The sequence below is a fragment of the Streptomonospora halophila genome, assembly GCF_039542725.1.
GTDB lineage: Bacteria > Actinomycetota > Actinomycetes > Streptosporangiales > Streptosporangiaceae > Streptomonospora > Streptomonospora halophila.
Genome location: NZ_BAABIK010000020.1, coordinates 17,660 through 34,332, shown reverse-complemented (window position 1 = coordinate 34,332; position 16,673 = coordinate 17,660). Strand labels below are relative to the sequence as shown.

The window sequence follows — 16,673 nt, the reverse complement described above, 5'->3', positions numbered from 1 at the left end:
CCCCGACTTTGGGTGAAACGACCACTCCGTCATGTCATCGTGCCTGGTGAGCACCGTGACATCGGAGGGGTGCCCGTGCCGTCCGACCGCTGGCAGATACCGCTTCCCGAGCCCTCGCCCGTCCCCGCCCGCGGCGGGAGAGCCCGCCGCCGCGCGGCCGCTCGGGCCGCCGGCGCGCTGTGCCTGGCGCTCTGGGCGTCCGCCCCGGCCGCCGCGCCGGCCGGGGCCGCCGGCGACCGTGGCGGCGGGCCGGAGGCGGCCGCACACGAGGAGACCCTGGCCGATCTGAACACGCAGGCGGCGCGCATCCGAGCACGCCTGGAGGTCCTCTACGACCGTGCCGACGAGAAGATCCTCGACTACACCGCGGCTGCCGACCGGCTGGAGGACGCCGAGGAGGAGAGCGCGTCGGCCGCGCTCGCCGCCGAGCGCGCCCGCGTGCGGACCGAGGACGTCCGCGAGGAGGCCGCCGACTACGCCGCGGCCGCCTACATGGGCGCCGACCTCAGCCCCGCCCTCGCCTGGAGCTCGGCCGAGGGGCCCCAGGAGGTCCTCGACCGCGGAGCCGGCCTGGCCCACGTCGGGCAGCGCCGCGGCAGCGCGATCGAGACGGCGGGCGCCGCTCTCAGCGCCGCGGACACGCTCGGCGACCGCGCCGAGGAGGCCGAGGAGGAGCGCCGCGAGGCGGCCGACGAGGCCGCCGAGGCCAAGGACGAGGCCCTGGAGGCGGTCGCCGAGCAGGAGGACGCCCTCGCCGGCATCACCGCCGAGCAGTCGAGGGTGCACGTGGCGCTGCAGCGGGTCCGCGGCGGCGCCGGGGAGACCGGGGAGCAGGAGCACGAGCGCGAGCGGGCCCTGGAGCGGGCCCGGGCCGCCGCCGGCGCGCAGGGCGGGCCGGGCGGCTCCTCAGGCGGCGAGGGCGGCTCGGACGGGCGCGGCGGCGGTGCCGCGGACCCCGCCGAAGGGACCTGTGCCGCATCGGGCGCCGAGGGCTTCGCCAACGGGCGCATCCCCGCGTCCGCGCTGTGTCCGCTCCCCCAAAGCGGCGAGATGCTGCGGGCGGACGCCGCGGCCGCGTTCATCGAGCTCGATGGCGCGTTCCGCGACCGCTTCGGACGCCCCATGTGCGTGACCGACGCCTACCGGCCCTTCTCCGACCAGGTCCGGCTCTTCCGCGAGAAGGCCGCGGGCATGGCGGCGAGCCCGGGCACCAGCGCGCACGGCCGCGGCACGGCGGTGGACCTGTGCGGCGGCGTCGACCGGCTCGGGTCGGCCGAGCACGCGTGGATGGCGGCGCACGCCCCCGGCTTCGGATGGCGCAACCCGCCGTGGGCCCGGGGCGGCTTCGAGCCGTGGCACTGGGAGTACACCGCCTGAGCGGTCCTCAGGCGCCCGAGCCCACCCGCAGCTCGAACTCGCCCAGCGGCCCGCCGTCGACGTAGACCTCCTCGCCGCGCTCCAAAGGCCGGCTCCGCTCCGACAGGGCCGCGGCCGCGCGGCCGTCGCGGGCCTCGGCCGCCCAGGCCAGTCCCCCGTCCAGCTCGGCGCGCGCGACGCCGCTCTCGTCGACGGAGGCCTCCACGACCAGCGGCGAGCCGTCGAACTCGTCGTGGGTGACGATGGCCGGCCCCACGCTCAGCGAGACCGGGCCGCCGCCGGGCGTCCGCCACAGGCACGCCGGGGTGTAGCCGGCGTGTCTGCCCTGGCCGCCGAACAGCGCCAGCACGCCGACAGAGGCGGTCAGCGCCGTCTCGCCCGCGGGCAGCACGACCCCGTCGTCGGTACCGCGCACCAGTGCGGGGGCGAGGCGCGTCCACACGCCTTCGAGGCGGGCGGGCACCGGGCGCTCCGGGCGCACCGGCGCGCACAGGCGGGTCTCGAACTCGACGATGATCTCCACCGGTGCCGCAAGGGCCTTGTGGTAGGCGTCGGCGAGGGTGTCGCGGTTCTCTTCGAGCAGCTCGGGAACACTCTGCGCGCCCGGGTAGCCGAAGACGCAGCCGTCGTCGACGACCCCGGAGCGCTCCTCTCCCCCACTCGGCGAAAGATAGGTGACCCACCGCATCGAATGCTCCCCTCCCAGCAGTGGCCGCCGGGCCTTTCGGCCCTTTTCCTCCCGGCTTCACGGTATCCCGGCGGCGGGGGTCTCCCGTCCGTGTCCGCCCGGGTGCACGGAGCCGCCGCACCGCCGGCGGCAGGGCCGTGAGCAGCCTCGGGAGAGCCCGCGGCGCGGCCCGGCGCGCGGGGGCGGCGTCGGGGGCGCCGGGCGCCCTTCAGCCGGACTCGCGGACGACCAGGTGGGTGTCGAGGACCTGCTCGCTGAACTCGGCCTCGCCTGGTATGGCGACGTCGGCCAGGATGCGCGCCATCTCGCCGCCCATCCGCTCGGTGGGCTGGTGCACGCTGGTCAGCGGCGGGTCGCTGTGCGAGGCGAAGGAGGAGTTGTCGTAGCCGATGACCGCCACGTCGTCGGGGATGCGCCGCCCGTTGTCGCGCAGCACCCGCATCGCCGCCAGGGCCATGGGGTCGGAGGCCACGAACACCGCGTCGACGTCGGGGACAGCCTCCAGAAGCTCGCGCATCGCGGCCTCGCCGCTCTCGTAGCTGAAGTCGCCGCGCACGATCCGCTCCGGCGGCGTGGCCAGCCCGCTCTCGCGCATGGCCTTGAGGTAGCCCTCCAGCCGGTCCTCGCCGGCGACCATGTCCGGCGGGCCGGCCACCGTGGCGATGCACCGCCGCCCCGTCTCGACGAGCCGGCGGGTCGCCGTGCGCGCCCCGCCGACGTTGTCGATGTCGACGTAGTGGATGGGGTGGCTGGTCTGCCACGACGGCCGGCCGCCGATGACGCACGGCACACCCGCCTCGGCCAGGCGGTCCGGCAGCGGGTCGTCGGCGTGCAGCGAGACCAGCAGCACGCCGTCGACGTGGTGGGCCGTCAGGTAGTCGCCGAGCCTGCCGTACTCGTCCGCGGAACGGACCGTGGTCAGCAGCAGCTGCAGGTCGCGCTCGTTCAGCGTGGCACTGACACCGCGGACGATGTGGGCGAAGAACGGCTGGGCGAACAGCCGGTCGTTGGGCTCGGGCACCACCAGCGCCACGGTGTCCGTGCGGCGGGTGACCAGGGTGCGCGCCGCGTGGTTGGGGACGTAGCCCAGCTCGGCGATGGCGTTGCGCACCGCCTCGCGCGTCGCCGGGCTGACCTGGTCCGACCCGTTGATCACGCGTGAGACCGTGCCGCGCCCGACACCGGCGCGCGTGGCCACCATCTCCAGCGTCGGCCGCCGGACCCCACTCATCGCAACACTCTCCCCGATTCCCCGATCACCGCCGCGCCGGGCTCGTCCACACCCCTACCAGGATCGCATCCGCCGCTAGCCGGGGAGGCCACCTTTTCGCACCACATCGGCGTACCAGCGGCCGCTGTCCTTCACGCGGCGGCGCTGCGTCTCGTAGTCGACGTGGACGACGCCGAAGCGCTGGGAGTAGCCCCAGGCCCATTCGAAGTTGTCCAGCAGTGACCAGACGAAGTAGCCCCGCATGGGCACACCGGCTTTGAGGGCCTCGTGCACGATACGCAGGTGGGCGTCGATGTAGGAGACCCGGTCGGGGTCGTGCACCCGGTCGTCGGGGCCGACCTCGTCCTCGTAGGCCGCACCGTTCTCGTGGACGTACATGTCCACACCGGGGCACTCGGCCGCCAGCCGCACCAGGACCTCGTACAGCCCGGTGGCGTCGATCTCCCAGCCGATGCCGGTGCGCGGCAGGCCCTGGCTGACGAACACCACGTCGTCGCAGCCGACGAAGGCGCCCGTGTCGCCGCCGCTCTCGATGCGCGCGGGGTCCACGCCCTCGGTGGTGGCCGAGACCCACTCGGGGGTGTAGTAGTTGACCCCCAGGTGGTCCAGCGGCGCGGAGACGAGCTCGAGGTCGCCGTCGTGGACGAAGCCGAAGTCGGTGATGGCCGCGAGGTCGTCGAGCAGGTCGGCCGGGTAGCGCCCCTGGAACAGCGGACCGGTGAAGACCCGGTTGCGCACGGCGTCGGCGCGGCGGGCCGCCGCCACGTCGGCGGGCGCGGTGGTGTAGGGCCGCACCGTGGTCTGGTTCAGCGTCAGCCCCACACGGCGGTCGGAACCCCCCTCGCGCAGGACCGCGGTGGCCAGGCCGTGGCCCAGCAGCAGGTGGTGCGCCGCGGCGAGCGCGGCTGCGGGGTCGCGTCGGCCCGGTGCGTGCACGCCGTCGGCGTAGCCGAGGAACGCCGCGCACCAGGGCTCGTTCAGCGTCGTCCAGTCCCGGACGCGGTCGCCGAACCTGTCGCGCAGCACCTCGGCGTACTCGGCGAAGCGGAAGGCGGTGTCACGCTCGGGCCAGCCGCCCTTGTCCTCCAGCGCCTGGGGAAGGTCCCAGTGGTAGAGGGTGGGCCAGGGCGTGATTCCGGCCTCCAGCAGGTTGTCCAGCAGCCGGTCGTAGAAGTCGAGCCCGGCCCGGTTGACCGCCCCGCCGCCCTCGGGCAGGATCCGCGGCCAGGCGACGGAGAACCGGTAGGCGCCGATGCCCATGTCCCGCATGATCTCGACGTCTTCGGCGTAGCGCCGGTAGTGGTCGACGGCGGGGTCGCCGGTGTCGCCGTTGAGCACCTTGCCCGGGGTCGCCGAGAAGGTGTCCCAGATGCTGGGGCCGCGCCCGTCGGCGGTGGTCGAGCCCTCGATCTGGAAGGAGGCGGTGGAGGCGCCCCACACGAAGCCCTCGGGGAATCGGACCGCCGGATCGGCGCCGGGGTCGGTCTCGGTGTCGGCGGTCGGATCGGCGACGGTGGACACGTGTGATTGGGTCACGCTTTGATCGCACCTTCCATGATGCGCCCGACCAGCTGGCGGCCGAACACGAAGAAAATGATCAGCAGGGGCAGAGTCGCGAAGGTCGCGCCGGTGAACATCAGGGCGAAGTCGCGCGCGAACGCGGACTGGTTCAGCTGCTGGATGGAGAACTGCACCGTGGGGTTCTCCGGGGTCAGCACCGCGAGCGCCCAGATGAACTCGTTCCAGGTCTGCATGAAGGTCAGCAGCGCCAGCACGACCATCGCCGGCCGCAGCGCCGGGAGCACGACGCTCCAGTAGATCCGGAAGGTGGAGCAGCCGTCGATGCGCGCGGCCTCCATCAGGTCGTCGGGGATGGTCTGCAGCACGTACTGGCGCATCATGAAGACGCCGAAGCCGCTGACCATGAACGGGACGATCACCGACTGGAGCTCGCCCCGCCAGCCCAGCCAGTCCATCAGGATCAGCAGCGGCACCAGGCCGATCTGCACGGGCACGGCCATGGTCACGACGACGGCGACCGTGAAGAACCCGCGGCCCTTGAACTTGAGCTTGGCCAGGGCGAACCCGGCCAGCGAGCAGAAGAACACGACCGAGACCGCCACCGAGGTGGAGGCGATGACCGAGTTCAGCATGCCGGTGGTGAAGTTGGCCGAGGTATTGGCGAACAGGCGCTCGACGTTGGCGAAGAAGTTCCCGCCGGGCACCAGCGCCGGAGGGAACTGCGAGGCGGCCGTCGTGGTGCGCGTGGCGACGACGAACATCCACCACAGCGGAAAGACCGACAGGACGAAGGTCAGCAGCAGCGCGAAGTAGGTCAGCGGCGTGGCCTGGCGCATGCGGCGCAGACCGCCGCCCCGGCGCCGGCTCTGCGGGCGGCGGCGCTGCGGCGCGTGCGCCGGCGCGGGCCGCCCGGTGGTCGTGGCCGTCATTCCGCCCCCTTGATCCGGCTGGTGAGCCACACGTTGATCAGTCCCATGACCACCACGATCAGGAACAGCACCCAGGAGACCGCGGCGGCGTAGCCGAAGTTCTGGTAGTCGAACGTCTCCTGGAAGACGAGCATCATCACCGTCTGGAACTGGCCCTGGTTGCCGCCGCCGTAGCCGTTGGTCCCGAAGATCGTCGGCTCGGTGAACAGCTGCATCTGGCCGATCGTGGAGATGATGACCGTGAAGATGATCGTCGGCCGCAGCAGCGGGACCGTGATCTGCGCGAACTGCCGCATGCGCGAGGCGCCGTCGAGGTCTGCGGCCTCGTAGACGTCCTTGGGGATGGACTGCATGGCGGCCAGGTAGATGAGCGCGTTGTAGCCGGTCCAGCGCCAATCGATCATCGTCGCGATCGCGGCCCAGGACCAGTAGCGGTCGCCCTGCCAGGCGATCGGGTCCAGTCCCAGCGCGGTCAGGAGCTGGTTGATCAGTCCGAACTGCTCGCCGCCGAAGACCACGCTGAAGACGATCGCCAGGGCGGCGATCGACGTGATGTAGGGCAGGATCAGCGTCATCCGGAAGAGGTTGGCGAAGCGGATCCGGCGGTTGAGCGTGTCGGCCAGCAGCAGGGCGAGGAGCAGCTGGGGCACGACCGCGATGACGAAGATGCCCAGTGTGTTGTAGAGCGCGTTCCAGAACTTCTCGTCGCCGACCAGGCGGACGTAGTTGTCCAGGCCGGTGAAGCCCTCGTTGCCCCCGATGAGGCTCCAGTCGTGCAGGGAGACCCACACGGTGTAAAGCAGCGGGAAGAGGCCGAACACCCCGAACAGCAGGAAGAACGGGGTGATGAACAGGTACGGCGAGGTTCGGGTGTCGAGCTTGCTCAGCATCTCGCTGCGGCGAGCACGCGCCCGCTCCCGTGGACCGGGAGGGCGGGGACCGGCACCGTCCGGCGACCCCGGGGAGGGTGACGGCGGGGCGCCGTGCTGCAGGGAGGTCACGTCGCACTCCTTTCGAATCGCCCTGGAGGCGTCCAGGGCTGCTGAGGCGGGCAGGTCGTGCCCGAGCGGGTCATGCCAGCGTGAAAGGCGGCCCGGCCTGGCGGTGACGGGCGTGGACGCAACGTCACCGCCGGAGGGGAGAGGCCGGGCCGCCGGGCGGGAAGGGTCAGCCTTCGCCGGTGGCGCGCTTGGCTTCCTCCAGAGCCGCGTTCCAGCCCTCGTCAGGCGAGGCCTGCCCCTGCTCGACGGACTCCAGTGCGGCGCGGAACGCGTCGTCGATGGCCTGGGTGTCGGGGCCGTAGTAGACGGGCTTCAGCTCCATCGCGGTGGAGCTGTAGATCTCGCCCACGGGCGCGTCGTTGAAGTAGGGGCGCGTGAACTCGGTGATCTTCGGGTCCTCCAGCGCCTGCGGGCTGGAGGGCAGCACGTTGGCCTCCTCCCAGGCGCTCAGCTGGCCCTCGGGGCTGGTCAGGAACTTGGCCAGCTCGACGGCCATCTCCTGGTTCTCACCCTGCGAGGGGACCGAGAGGAACGAGCCGCCCCAGTTGCCGCCCTCGCCGGGGACCTCGGCGACGTTCCACTGGCCGTTGCCCTCGTCGCCCGCGGTCGACTCGATGTGGCCGAGCATCCACGAGGGGCAGGGCAGCGTGGCGAAGGAGTTGTTCTGGATGCCGGCGTTCCACTCCTCGGACCAGATCGGCAGGCTGCCCGAAAGGCCGGCGTCGGCCATCGCGGTCACCGTGTCGTAGGCCTCGCGGGTGCTGTCGGTCTGCTCGATGACCAGATCGCCCTGGCGGTTCTGGAAGGGCTCTCCGCCGTACTGGGCGAGCACCGCCCGGTAGTAGGGCTGGATGGAGGAGACGAAGGAGGCCCCGGTGTCGCCGTCCATGAACTCCTCACCGGTGGAGGTGAAGTCGTCCCAGGTCGGCCACAGCTCGCTGACCTTGTCCGGCTCGGTCGGCAGGCCCGCCTCGTCGAAGAGGGGCACGTTGTAGCACATGCCCATGGAGCCGATGTCGGTGCCCAGTCCCAGCAGCTGCCCATCGGCACCGTGGCCCTGGTCCCACTTCCACGCCAGGAAGTCGTCCTCCAGCTCGGCGCCGCCGTGGTCGTTCAGGTCGACGAACTGGTCGGGCTGGGCGAAGAACTGCGCGACGTTGGCCTCTTCGATGGCCACCACGTCGCCCGCGCCGCTGCCGGCTGCGATGTTCTGCTGCAGCTGCGGGGTGTAGTTCGCCAGGTCGGTGACGTTGCGCTCCTTGACCGTGACGTTGGGGTGCTCCTCCTCGAACGCCTTGATCCGCGCGTCGTAGCCCATGACGCCGAAGGTGTCCAGGACGAGTTCGATCTCACCGCCGTCGCCGGCGCTTCCTCCGCCACCGCATGCGGTGGCGAGGAGCAGTGCTCCGCCGCCCAGCATCGCGGTGGCCACATTGGCACCGCGCCTACGCTTAAACATCTGCGACCCCTTACGTCACACGAGGATTCCAATCTGACCGCGTCCCCGTACCCCCTCTTGGGAGCGCTCCCATAAGAGAATCGGGTCACACTCGCGCAGTCAATGCCCGGACCCCTCGACGAAACCCAACCGTTACCGTGATGACGTCCCACGACCCCCTTCAGCACCGCGGGGCGCGTTCGGACACACCGTCCGAACACACTGGTGACCCACGGTTGACCTGGGAATCGGCTGGACGGGCGAAGAAGGTCCCGCTCGGCCGCACCCGGCCGCGACGCACGGCGTCCCGGCGCCCGGCGCCGGGACGCGGGCTCCCTCCACGGCTCCCACCGGCCCGGATCCGTTCCGGCGCGCCCGCCCCGCCCGCCCCCGGAGCCTCCGTAGAATCAAAGGCGCCCCTCAGGCGGGCCATCGATTGGCAAACCTAGATAGTTGCCCTAGCCTGCGACAAGTTAAACACCGGCCTGTTCGCAGGCGCTCGGCGCGCCCTTGATCCGCCTACGCGGCCGCGCCGAGTCGCACCGCGCATCCGATCGAGAGCGCGCCTCCCCGTCCGGCGGGCGCGCCAGCCGAGGAGAGCGACCCACGTGGAGTCCGAACGACCCGACCGAGCGAACGACTTCGCCGACTTCTGGGCGCCTGATCCCCCGTGCCCGCGCGACCTCGACGACCCGCCCGGAGCCGGCCGCCGCGGCACGGCCGCGGCCCTGGCCGCCGCGGTGCTGGCGGCGTGCTCGCTGGTCTCCCTGCCGTCCAGCGCCGCGCCACTGCCCGCCGACCCGAGCCTGTCCGAGCTCCGCGACCGCGCCGACAGCCTGAGCGACGAGTACCGCGGTGAGCTGAACGACATGAACGCGGTGATCGAGGAGGCCCAGGCCGCCGAGGAGCGCGCCGACAGCACCCGCGAAGAGGTCGGGGACGCTCAGAAGCAGGTGCGCCAGCTGGCGGTCGCCAGCTACACCGGCGGCGGCCTCGACCCCGCCCTGGCCATGTTCGTCGAGGACGACCCGCAGGCCATCATCGACCAGGCCCAGCTCGTGGGCCACCTCTCGGCGACCAACCAGGACAAGGTGGACCAGCTCGAACAGGCCATCGAACGCGACGAGAAGGCGCAGCAGAACGCCGAGGAGAAGGTCGACGAGGTCGAGAAGGACCTCGACGAGCTGGAGGACCGGCGCGCCGACGTGCAGAAGATGATCGCCGACTACCCCGTCCAGGAGATGCAGGGGCCCTACAACATCACCCCGCGCACCGAGCAGATGCGCAGGCTGGTCATCGAGAAGTTCGGCGAGAGCCCCGGCACCGGCGGAGTGGGCTGCTACCGGCCCGACGGCGGGTGGGTCGTGGGCGAGCACCCCAAGGGCCGCGCCTGCGACTTCATGGTCGACGCCAACGGGCAGATGCCCTCACCCGAGCAGGTGGAGCGCGGCCAGCGGATCGCCGACTGGGCGCAGAAGAACGCCGATCGGCTGGGGATCATGTACGTCATCTACCGCCAGGAGATCTGGGACATCCGCCGCGGCGGCGAGGGCTGGCGCCCCATGGAGGACCGCGGCAGCATCACCGAGAACCACTACGACCACGTGCACATCTCGATGTTCTAAGGCCGTTCCGACGCTCGGGCCGCCGCTTCCCGAGCGGCGGCCCGGTCCCCGTCGACGGGTCCCGGCGCTCAGGTGCCGCCTGTGACCAGCGGGCCGTAGAGGACCGACACGCAGCCGCCGAGCAGGGCCAGGACCGAGACGATCGCCAGGACGAAGACGGTCCAGGCGAAGGGCCCGTAGCCGCTTCGGCGCCGCTGCTTGGAGGGCGGCGCGGGGCCGCCGGAGTCCGACGATGGCAATGGGGGCCTTCCCGCCCCTGCGGCCGCGCGGACCGGGGGCTGTCCCGGACGGATGAGAGGAAGCGGTTTCCACCGTAGTCCGCCGCCAGGTCCCGTACTCCCTCCGCCGTTGCGATCGGGCAACGATCCGCCGCCGCGGCACGGTCCCCGCGGGCGCGTCCGGTTCCGGCCCCGGTTGCGGCACCGCCTACCGGGTACCGCAAACCTCGCTGCCCAGGACACGAAAGAGTACGGTCCTGGCACGAAACGGTGACGATATCCGCAGGTTCGGCCCTCCCCCGTCACTCTCGCGTGCACACTCGGACGCTAGGATGCGAACCCCGGCCCCGGTCCGCGAACCTCCACCCGCGGGCACGGTCGGCCGCGACGCGGCCGGGGGCCGTGAACGACCCGTGCCTTCGGCGCGGTCACACCTGCGCCCGGAACCGGTCCGGGAGCACGCGCGTCCCCCCGCGGCCCGCCCACGGCGACCGAGGGCGGCCGCAGGGGTGGTGGAACCGGAAGCACGCCGACGCGCGTCTCAGACAGCGTTTCGAATTCAGCTGGCGCGAGGGGAGTCATGAGCGACAACGGGCCCTACACACAGCCTCCGCAGTATCCGGAAGGCGAGGGCGGCTCGGGCGGGCAGCAGCCGCCCTACGGCGGCTACGGCCAGCCCGGACCCGACCAGGGTGCGCCTCCTCCCCCTCCCGGGCAGCCCTACGGCAGCGGGCCTTACCAGGCGCCGCAGCAGCCGTACCCCCAGCAGCCCCAGGGCGGTCCCTACGGCGACCCCTACAACGATCCCTCGGGCGGCCAGCCCGGCTACGGCCCTCCCGGCGGCTACGCCCCCCAGGGCCCTCCCGGCGGGCCGCAGTTCCAGCAGCCGGCCGAGCAGCAGATGTTCGCCGGCGGCCAGCCGCCCTACGGCCCCGGCGGGCCGGGTGGGCCGGGCGGGCCGATGGACCCCGGCGGCGGCTACCCGCCGCCCAAGAAGAGCAAGGCCGGCCTGTTCATCGTCATCGGCGGCGGCGCGGTGATCGTCGTACTGGTGATCGCCGTGCTGGTGGTGCTGCTGCGCACCCCCGGCGAGCAGCCCCCCGTCACCGACCCCACCCACACGCCGGACGAGACCACCCAGCCCCCGGACGAGGACCCGAGCGGCGACACCGGGGACGACACCCAGCAGGCCGGCGGTCCGCCCTACGCGCTGCCCGAGGACCCCTGCTCCGCGATCCCGGCGGACATGCTCGCCGAGCACGGCATCCAGGACGGCAGCAAGAACCTCACCGACTCCTCCTCGTCGTGCAACTGGTACGTCGACGGCGAGGGCGAGACCTACGGCGGGCTCTCGCTCACCTACCAGACCCCCTACGGCGGCTCCGACTCGATCGAGGGCGCCAAGGAGGAGTTCCAGTCCAACCTGGACTACGCCACCGACGAGAGCAACAGCTACAGCGAGCTGGAGGTCCACAACGAGGAGGAGGCGGACCTGGGTGACGAGGCCGTGCTGGTGTTCTCCACCGAGGTCGTGCTGAGCACCCAGGACTCGGTCTCCACCATGCTGATCCGCCAGGGCAACATGAACGTCGAGGTGCGCTACTCCCTCTCCCCCGGCCTCTCCGCCGACGAGGACACTCCGGCGCCGCTGGAGTTCTCCGACGTCGAGAGCCTGATGCACGACCTCGGCGAGGAGTCGCTCAGCCCCATCGGAGGCTGACGGCCGCCGCGCACTGCGCGCGAGCCGAGCAAGGGGGTGCGGCCCGCGGGCCGCACCCCCTTCGTGTGTCCGCGTGCCCGTGTGCCCGCGGGTTCGTGTGCCCGCGGGTTCGTGTGCCCGCGTGCCCGGTTCCTGCGGCCGCCGAGTGCGCGGTCGCGGGCCGGGGCGGCGCCCCGGCCCGCCTACGGCCGCCCTACCTCAGCGGCCCGTCAAGCACGCCCCAGCTCGGCGCGGACCCGCCGCGCCGCCTCGACCATGTTGCGCAGCGCCGGCTCGACCTCCGCGTACCCGCGGGTCTTCAGTCCGCAGTCGGGGTTGACCCACAGCTGCTCCGGCGAGAGCGCGCTCAGCGCGCTGCGCAGCGACTCCTCGATCTCCGGAACCGAGGGCACCCGCGGGGAGTGGATGTCGTAGACACCCGGGCCGATCGCCCGGCGGTACCCCTTCGCGGCGAGGTCGCCGACGAGCTCCATGTGCGAGCGGGCGGCCTCCACACTGGTGACGTCGGCGTCCAGCGCCTCGATCGCCCCGACGATCCTGCCGAACTCCGAGTAGCACATGTGCGTGTGGATCCGGGTGCTCGCGGCCACGCCCGAGGTCGCCAGCCGGAAGGAGTCGACGGCCCAGGCCAGGTAGCCGGCACGCGCCTCCTCACGCAGCGGCAGCAGCTCGCGCAGCGCGGCCTCGTCGACCTGGATGTGGCGGATGCCCTCCTTCTCCAGGTCGGCGATCTCGTCGCGCAGGGCCAGCGCCACCTGCCGGGCGGTGTCGCCCAGCGGCTGGTCGTCGCGCACGAACGACCACGCCAGCATGGTCACCGGGCCGGTGAGCATGCCCTTGACCGGCCGGGCGGTGCGGGACTGGGCGTAGGTGATCCAGTCGACGGTCATCGGCTCGGGGCGCGACACGTCGCCGTAGAGGACCGGCGGGCGCACGCACCGCGACCCGTAGGACTGGACCCAGCCGTTGGCGGTGGTGGCATAGCCGTCGAGCTGCTCGGCGAAGTACTGCACCATGTCGTTGCGCTCGGGCTCGCCGTGCACGAGCACGTCCAGGCCGATGTCCTCCTGGAGCTTGATGACGCGGTCGATCTCCGCACGCATCAGGCGCTCGTACTCCGCTCCGCCGATGCGCCCAGCCCGGTGGTCGGCGCGGGCCTTGCGGACCTCGGGCGTCTGCGGGAAGGAGCCGATGGTGGTCGTCGCCAGCACGGGCTCCTTGCCGGCGACCGTGCGCTGCTCGTCCCCCACCCGGCTGGTCTCGCCGCCCAGCGCCTGCAACCGGGCGCGCACGCGGGAGTTGGTGAAGGACGCGGGCGGGGCGCCGCGGGCGGCCTTCAGCTCCGCCGTGACGGCCTCGTCCCCCTCGGAGAGCGCGCGGCCGAGCAGCACCACCTCGTCGACCTTCTGCTTGGCGAACGCGAGCCGCTCGCGCACCGCCGGGTCCATGCCGGGCTCGGCGTCCAGGTCGATCGGCACGTGCAGCAGGGAGCACGAGGTGCTCACCTCCACCCGGCCGGCGAGCCCCAGGACCGAGCCCAGTGTGGACAGCTTGGCGGGCAGGTCGGCGCGCCAGACGTTGCGCCCGTCGACGACACCCGCGACCAGTGTCTTGTCACCCAGGCCGGAGACCCGCGCCAGCTCGCCGACCCCTTCGGGGCCGCTGACGAAGTCCAGGCCGATCCGCTCGACACCGGTGCCCTTGAGCACCTCCAGCGCCTGCGCGCCGATCGCGCCGAAGTAGGTGGAGACCAGCAGGTCGGGCCGCCCGGCCTGGTCGCCCAGGCGGCCGTAGGCGTACTCCAGGCACGCAAGCTCGGCGCGGCCCTCGTCGCTCGCCAGGATCGGCTCGTCGATCTGCACCGACTCGGCGCCCACGGCCGACAACCGGGCGAGCAGCTCGGAGTAGCACCCCAGCAGGTCGTCGAGCAGGTCCAGGGGCCGCCAGCCCTCAGGGGCGTCCGCGGCGGGCTTGGCCAGCATGAGCAGCGTCAGCGGCCCCACGAGCACCGGCCGGGTCGGCACGCCCAGCCCCTTGGCCTGGGTGTACTCCGACAGCGGCTTGCCGCCCGCCAGGCGCGGCCGCGTCGCGGGCGACAGCTCGGGGACCAGGTAGTGGTAGTTCGTGTCGAACCACTTGGTCATCTCCATGGGCGGGAGGTCGCCGGTCCCGCGCGCCATGGCGAAGTAGGCGGCGAGCTCGGACTCGCGGTCCTCGGCGGCCTCGAACGCCGCCCGGAAGCGCTCGGGCACCAGCCCGAACAGGACCGCGGCGTCGAGGACGTGGTCGTAGTAGGAGAACGTGTTGGAGGGGATCGCGCCGATCCCGGCGTCGCGCAGCGACTCCCAGACTCCTCGGCGCAGGCGTGCGGCGACAGCGTCCAGGTCGGCGGCGCTGGAGCGGCCGTCCCAGTAGGACTCGCAGGCGCGCTTGAGCTCCCGGTCGCCGCCGATGCGCGGGTATCCGTGGACGGTCGTGGGCATCATGCGGCACCGCCCGCGGACGTGTGGCCTTCTCGCATGGCTTGTTCTCTCCCTCGTCGATCAGCCGGACGATCCGCGGCCGCGGGAGAGGGTGTGCGAGCGCACACGCGTCACCGCCCTGGCCCTCCCTCGAGGCGCACGGACCACCGCGGGCGCGTTCGCCCGCGGGCGGTGGCAGGTATTCGGACTCGTGGGCGCGGCACGGCCCCCGTTCGGGCCGCTCCTCCTACCGGCCGCCGCTTCCCAGGCGCGTACGCCCAGTGCCGATGACGGCTTTCGTTCCCACTTACCGCTGCGGGGCAGTCCCGGATTCGCACCGGGTTCCCTCTTGCGACACGCACGGCGCAACGTGCGTGTACCGACCGCGGCTGCAACTATAGTCCAGGCAGTCACGGCCGCCCGTGGACGCCTCCCCACACAGCGTTCCCGGGCCCGCACAGCCACCGGACGAGGCCTGGTGGCCGCCGCCGCCCCGAACCGCTCCGACGGAACGCGAGACCGATCCGCTGCGGCGGGCTTTGCCAACCTTGTGCGGTTGTTGGCTGCAACATGACGTCTTCTGTCGCCTAATTCGCCCCTGCGGAGATTACCCTCGACCGATGGACCGTGTCCGAATCGATATGTCATTCGCGGAACCCGCGCGGATTCCCAGGGCGACACATTCACCGGCACCCGACTCCAGAACCGTGAAGGACGCGCACCAGTTGAAGCACCAGCCAGTCGGCTCGCATCCGGGGTCACGGCCAGGCACCGTCACGCCCCGTCCCCGATCAGCAACCGTGCGTACGGCACCCGGCGCGGCGGCTCTGGCGCTGCTTCTGGCGCTGACCGCCTGCACGGGCGGCGATGCGGACCCGGCGGCGTCGGACGCCTCGGCGTCGGCCTCGCCTCGGGCCACGCCCGCCACGGGCGCACCGGACGAGCTGACCGCCGTCGACACGGAGCACATCCCCGGCCTGGAGGAGCAGACCTCCACCAAGACCCTCGACGGCGGTGTGGAGACGCACGTGTCCTACCCGCGCGTGCCCAAGGCCGGCCCGTTCACCGAGCGGCTCGGCGAGATCACCGCGCAGGAGGCGCGGGACTTCGCGAGCGCCGAGCGGGGCGCGAAGTCCTACACCGTCGACTGGCAGGTGAGCGCCGCGGGCGGCAACGTCCTGGCGGTCCGCCTCACCCAGCACGAGAAGGACGGCGACGGCGAGCGCACCGGCTACTCCACCTACTGGTACAACACCGAGTCCGGCCGCACCGCCTACTCCACCGAGCTGCTGGACGGCCAGGGCAGCCTGGAGGAGCTCGACGGGCTGGTCAAGAAGCGGCTGAAAGACCGCGACGGGGTCGACGTTTCGAAGCTGCACCCCATCGCAGAGATGTACGACTCCGTGGGGTTCAACCCCGACGGCGGCCTCGTGGTGGAGTTCGACGAGGGTCAGATCGCCCCGGCGAAGAAGGGCCGGGTCCGCGCCGTCGTGCCCCGCAAGAAGGCGGCGCCGCTGCTGTCCTCGTTCGGCGAGCGGGCCCGCGAGGCGGCCGTGGTGGTCACGCCCGGGTTCGAGATCGAGAACGCCGCGAGCGCCCCCAAGGACAGCCCGCCCGAGGGCAGCGTCCCGGGGACGTTCGCCACGGACCCCGACGAGGTCGACTGCGACGATCCCGACTCCAAGTGCATCGCTCTGACCTTCGACGACGGTCCGGGAGGGCGCACGCCGGAGCTGCTTGACGCACTGGCGAAGTACGACGCAAAGGCGACGTTCTTCGTCACCGGCGTGCCCGTGCGCGAGTTCCCCGACACGGTCCGCCGCGAGTACGCCGAGGGACACGAGCTGGCCAACCACACGGTGCACCACCCGGACCTCACGTCGCTGGGCAAGGGCGAGATCGACGACGAGCTGGCGACGGTCAACGGGCTCGTCCGGCGCCAGACCGGCTACAGCATGGACCTGATGCGCCCGCCCTACGGCGCCACCGACGAGGGGGTCGCCGACGTCACCGCGGAGCTCGGCCAGGCGCAGATCCTGTGGAGCATCGACACCAACGACTGGCGCGACCACGATGCGGATCTGGTCAGCGACCGCGCCGTCGAGCGCGCCCGGCCCGGGTCGATCGTGCTGATGCACGACATCCACGGCTCGACGATCGACGCCGTACCCGAGATCCTCAAGCGGTTGGACAAGAAGGGTTACACCATGGTCACGGTGTCGCAACTGCTCGGCGAGACCGACCCCGGAAAGAAGTACATCGACGGCCACCCGACCAAGCCCGAACCGTCGGCCTCGGCGAGCCCGTCGAACTGACGCGAGGCCGTGACCCGGGCTTTCGCCGAAGCGGAGGGTTGGCCGACCGCGGATGAGCGGCGACACCACGCGGGGTGTCCCCAGTGCGGGGCACCCCGCGTGCGCGCGTAGGCTGGGGCGCCGTGGCACTGGGACGGACCCCGCCGGA

12 protein-coding genes and 1 riboswitch are annotated in these 16,673 nt (G+C 72.2%); of the genes, 4 read left to right on the top strand and 8 right to left on the bottom strand.

Features of this window, described 5'->3' with window-relative positions; all coding sequences use genetic code 11:
- Positions 1-69 precede the first annotated feature (69 nt).
- The gene (locus ABEA15_RS17240; protein ID WP_345557539.1) at positions 70-1,377 is read left to right on the top strand and encodes a M15 family metallopeptidase; all 1,308 of its coding nucleotides are present in this window, start codon (positions 70-72) and stop codon (positions 1,375-1,377) included.
- A 7-nt stretch (positions 1,378-1,384) separates the two neighbouring features.
- Here the strand turns inward: ABEA15_RS17240 and ABEA15_RS17235 are convergent, their stop codons facing one another.
- From ABEA15_RS17235 to ABEA15_RS17210, 6 genes are all read right to left on the bottom strand, one after another.
- Positions 1,385-2,065: a hypothetical protein gene (locus ABEA15_RS17235; protein WP_344145325.1), complete on the bottom strand. Its 681-nt coding sequence runs from the start codon at positions 2,063-2,065 to the stop codon at positions 1,385-1,387.
- Between the two features lie 208 nt (positions 2,066-2,273).
- Positions 2,274-3,296, bottom strand: coding sequence for a LacI family DNA-binding transcriptional regulator (locus ABEA15_RS17230; protein WP_344145327.1), 1,023 nt, complete (start codon positions 3,294-3,296; stop codon positions 2,274-2,276).
- Positions 3,297-3,371: 75 nt separating this feature from the next.
- Positions 3,372-4,736: a GH1 family beta-glucosidase gene (locus ABEA15_RS17225; RefSeq protein ID WP_386699424.1), complete on the bottom strand. Its 1,365-nt coding sequence runs from the start codon at positions 4,734-4,736 to the stop codon at positions 3,372-3,374.
- A 92-nt stretch (positions 4,737-4,828) separates the two neighbouring features.
- Complete coding sequence (locus ABEA15_RS17220) at positions 4,829-5,746, bottom strand: carbohydrate ABC transporter permease (protein WP_344145331.1); 918 nt, start codon at positions 5,744-5,746, stop codon at positions 4,829-4,831.
- Entirely contained in the window at positions 5,743-6,636 is an 894-nt protein-coding gene (locus tag ABEA15_RS17215) for a carbohydrate ABC transporter permease (protein WP_386699421.1), read from the bottom strand. Before ABEA15_RS17215 ends, ABEA15_RS17220 begins: the two co-directional genes overlap by 4 nt.
- Positions 6,637-6,913: 277 nt before the next feature.
- Complete coding sequence (locus ABEA15_RS17210; RefSeq protein ID WP_344145335.1) at positions 6,914-8,206, bottom strand: extracellular solute-binding protein; 1,293 nt, start codon at positions 8,204-8,206, stop codon at positions 6,914-6,916.
- Between the two features lie 587 nt (positions 8,207-8,793).
- Between ABEA15_RS17210 and ABEA15_RS17205 the strand changes: the two genes are divergently transcribed.
- A complete protein-coding gene (locus tag ABEA15_RS17205; RefSeq protein WP_344145337.1) occupies positions 8,794-9,810 on the top strand; it encodes a coiled-coil domain-containing protein in 1,017 nt (338 codons plus the stop codon).
- Between the two features lie 68 nt (positions 9,811-9,878).
- Here the strand turns inward: ABEA15_RS17205 and ABEA15_RS17200 are convergent, their stop codons facing one another.
- Positions 9,879-10,049, bottom strand: coding sequence for a hypothetical protein (locus ABEA15_RS17200; protein WP_344145339.1), 171 nt, complete (start codon positions 10,047-10,049; stop codon positions 9,879-9,881).
- 559 nt (positions 10,050-10,608) lie between these two features.
- On the opposite strand from ABEA15_RS17200, the gene ABEA15_RS17195 reads away from it, so the two are divergent.
- Entirely contained in the window at positions 10,609-11,748 is a 1,140-nt protein-coding gene (locus ABEA15_RS17195) for a DUF3558 domain-containing protein (RefSeq protein WP_344145341.1), read from the top strand.
- 209 nt (positions 11,749-11,957) lie between these two features.
- Here ABEA15_RS17195 and metE read toward each other — a convergent pair whose 3' ends face one another.
- On the bottom strand, positions 11,958-14,231 hold the full coding sequence (gene metE / locus ABEA15_RS17190) for a 5-methyltetrahydropteroyltriglutamate--homocysteine S-methyltransferase (protein ID WP_345557611.1): 2,274 nt from the start codon (positions 14,229-14,231) through the stop codon (positions 11,958-11,960).
- A 156-nt stretch (positions 14,232-14,387) separates the two neighbouring features.
- A riboswitch (cobalamin riboswitch) is annotated at positions 14,388-14,610 on the bottom strand.
- 400 nt (positions 14,611-15,010) lie between these two features.
- On the opposite strand from metE, the gene ABEA15_RS17185 reads away from it, so the two are divergent.
- Complete coding sequence (locus ABEA15_RS17185; protein ID WP_345557534.1) at positions 15,011-16,525, top strand: polysaccharide deacetylase family protein; 1,515 nt, start codon at positions 15,011-15,013, stop codon at positions 16,523-16,525.
- The last annotated feature ends 148 nt before the right edge of the window (positions 16,526-16,673 follow it).

Excerpts from the sequence above, each read along its gene's own strand:
- ABEA15_RS17195 (WP_344145341.1), top strand. The coding sequence starts at position 10,609 with ATGAGCGACAACGGGCCCTACACACAGCCTCCGCAGTATCCGGAAGGC.
- ABEA15_RS17215 (WP_386699421.1), bottom strand. The coding sequence starts at position 6,636 with ATGCTGAGCAAGCTCGACACCCGAACCTCGCCGTACCTGTTCATCACC.
- ABEA15_RS17230 (WP_344145327.1), bottom strand. The coding sequence starts at position 3,296 with ATGAGTGGGGTCCGGCGGCCGACGCTGGAGATGGTGGCCACGCGCGCC.
- ABEA15_RS17220 (WP_344145331.1), bottom strand. The coding sequence starts at position 5,746 with ATGACGGCCACGACCACCGGGCGGCCCGCGCCGGCGCACGCGCCGCAG.
- ABEA15_RS17235 (WP_344145325.1), bottom strand. The coding sequence starts at position 2,065 with ATGCGGTGGGTCACCTATCTTTCGCCGAGTGGGGGAGAGGAGCGCTCC.
- metE (WP_345557611.1), bottom strand. The coding sequence starts at position 14,231 with ATGCCCACGACCGTCCACGGATACCCGCGCATCGGCGGCGACCGGGAG.
- ABEA15_RS17210 (WP_344145335.1), bottom strand. The coding sequence starts at position 8,206 with ATGTTTAAGCGTAGGCGCGGTGCCAATGTGGCCACCGCGATGCTGGGC.